2 protein-coding genes are annotated in these 2,146 nt (G+C 51.2%); both read right to left on the bottom strand.

The features are described 5' to 3' along the window. Positions 1-241: 241 nt before the first annotated feature. Positions 242-1,234, bottom strand: coding sequence for a hypothetical protein (locus BUA24_RS11625; protein ID WP_072792761.1), 993 nt, complete (start codon positions 1,232-1,234; stop codon positions 242-244). 26 nt (positions 1,235-1,260) lie between these two features. Continuing rightward, positions 1,261-1,827 (bottom strand): hypothetical protein, encoded by a 567-nt coding sequence (locus tag BUA24_RS11620; RefSeq protein ID WP_072792760.1) that lies wholly within the window; start codon positions 1,825-1,827, stop codon positions 1,261-1,263. Between the last annotated feature and the right edge of the window lie 319 nt (positions 1,828-2,146).

Genomic DNA, 2,146 nt, shown 5'->3' with positions numbered 1-2,146 from the left:
AACCACTTACTAAGATAGACACAGTTCCAAAGACTCTATGGCCTATTTGCACAACTTTAGGCACACAACCAATTATGGAGGAAAGGAACGCCTACCCGCTGGTACTGTCCATGACAGTATTCCTGTGGCTGACAGAGTAGTTTTCACCATGAACTATTGAGTAAAGAGGATGCGGAGTTTATAGCGCACACTGATACTGAGACCTAGGGTTCGATAAGACTAGAAGCCCGAGAGAGCCCGTCTACCCTCGGACGGGCTCGCATAGTTGAGGGCCTTGGGCTTGTTGGCTAGCAGTTGGTATCTGAGAGGTGTAGGTATCTGTGCTAAGGCTGAAGTACAGCTTGGCACCAGTTGTCGTCGAAACGACGACTCCGCCTGGAAGAACATTGTCAATGGTAGTCAATTGAAGACCACTCGGAGCTGGGAACGTTTTTCGCTCCGATGGGACGTACCCAAAAAGAGATGGAGTCGCCGGAGTGATTGGGACTGCTGCGTCTGTCCATGGCTGGAGCGAGATCTGCGAATCGGTGATCTGTCCAGATGGACTATAGTTCTCTTGAACCACACCACCTATGAGATTAACGCGTGTGGCGCTCGCACCTGGGGCTACACAAACGAAGGCGGCGACAGTAGATAACTGGATACCCGGAAGCTCGAAGCCATTTACGACTGGCACGTTCAAGACGGCCGCAGAAGTGAATGTCCAGCCAGAGGCAGTATTATTGCCATAGCCGGATCCAGCCTCTGCCAACGCGCCAATCTCTTGATTATACTGTTGGGTCGCAGACTCCTGTGCGGCTTGAGCCTGTTGCTGGAGTTGTGAGAGTTGCTTGGATGACATATGACCTGCATTGGGATTCTCTACGCCCTCTAGCGTTCTAAGAAAGATCGACTGCAGGGCACGGGAGGAGGAGGGATTCGGCGGCGTGGATGCTGGGTTCCATGCAAAAGCGCTGGCTACCGTTAGGTAGTTATCCTGGAAATGTCGGGGCCAATGCTCAAATTCTTGAACTTCGGTGCTGGATAGATCTTGTACAGCCCACTCAGCAAGAGTGCTCCCAGCGAACCTTGGCGGAAGACCTATGCTATCAACGACGTGGATGGATGGATCGCGCGCCTGTACGGCAGCAGTACCAAGTGTGATAGCCACTGCCCCGACGATTAGAGCACCGATGGCCACTAGGGAAACCGCCCGATGATTTGTGACACGCTGCCTGATGGACTCTAATTGCATTTTGCTCACCTTTCCCGAACAGATCTCTAGCAGAAGGTATCTGTCTTATCGCCATTGCAGAAATAATACATGTCGGTAATGTATGAAATACTAGGGAAGCCGTATTGAGAGTTGTATGAATTAGCCTGAAACTGCGCTAGAGAATTATCTCGGTTCGAACACACCGCCCCAGGGAAGCCGGTGCTAGGATAACTCACGACACCCCAGATCTTGATATGGTTGGAACCGCTTGTATCACTTGGAAAATCATTGATATCTGTGGGGCAATACAACTCCGGGTTAGCATATGAATTCGGTGCGCCACTAAACACCTGATACAAATCAGCACCGGACCAAGATGAGGTCTGATTGCCAGACCCAAAGTCAAAATATCCGAAGTTGTACTGGTTCTCCCCAATATTGTATGCATTCACCCAATTGATCGCAGCAGCCGGACTACTATAGTCTGCTTCGATATCATCAGCTCCAGCAACGTAAACATTGGAGGGAGTGTTATCGGCAAGGTAATTTACCATCTGCGTCCAGGCTTCTGCAAATGAGGCGCCGTTTGTAGCGTTCAAGTACCCGCCAGAATTATTGGTCCCAATTGCCAAAACTAGAGGGGCGCCGGTCTCGTAAGCATAACCATCTGCGTAACTTATCGCAAGACTCTCTATGGTGGAGAAGCTTTCTGCATTGTCTGCAATAACCGTTGCGGTGCTGGAAGTGCTCGTCTGAGCGCCAAAGTCTAGGAGCGTACTGAATAAGCCCCATCCCCGTGAGGTGCCAGGCAGGGCATGGGTTCCCCGGGTTGTCCGCCGGTTCTTCGTTTCTGGTTCCTCCTCCCTCTCACCGCTTTGGTAAGAGGGAGGAGAGGGAGGAGCTATCAGTTTGCCAGGGTCGTGTGCCTAAAGTTGTGCAAATAGGCCATAG

Source organism: Ferrithrix thermotolerans DSM 19514, assembly GCF_900128965.1.
GTDB classification, from domain to species: Bacteria; Actinomycetota; Acidimicrobiia; order Acidimicrobiales; family Acidimicrobiaceae; genus Ferrithrix; species Ferrithrix thermotolerans.
This window is presented reverse-complemented; position numbering and strand designations above follow the sequence as displayed.

Coding starts and splice junctions, on each gene's coding strand:
- BUA24_RS11625 (WP_072792761.1), bottom strand. CDS start 1,234: ATGCAATTAGAGTCCATCAGGCAGCGTGTCACAAATCATCGGGCGGTT.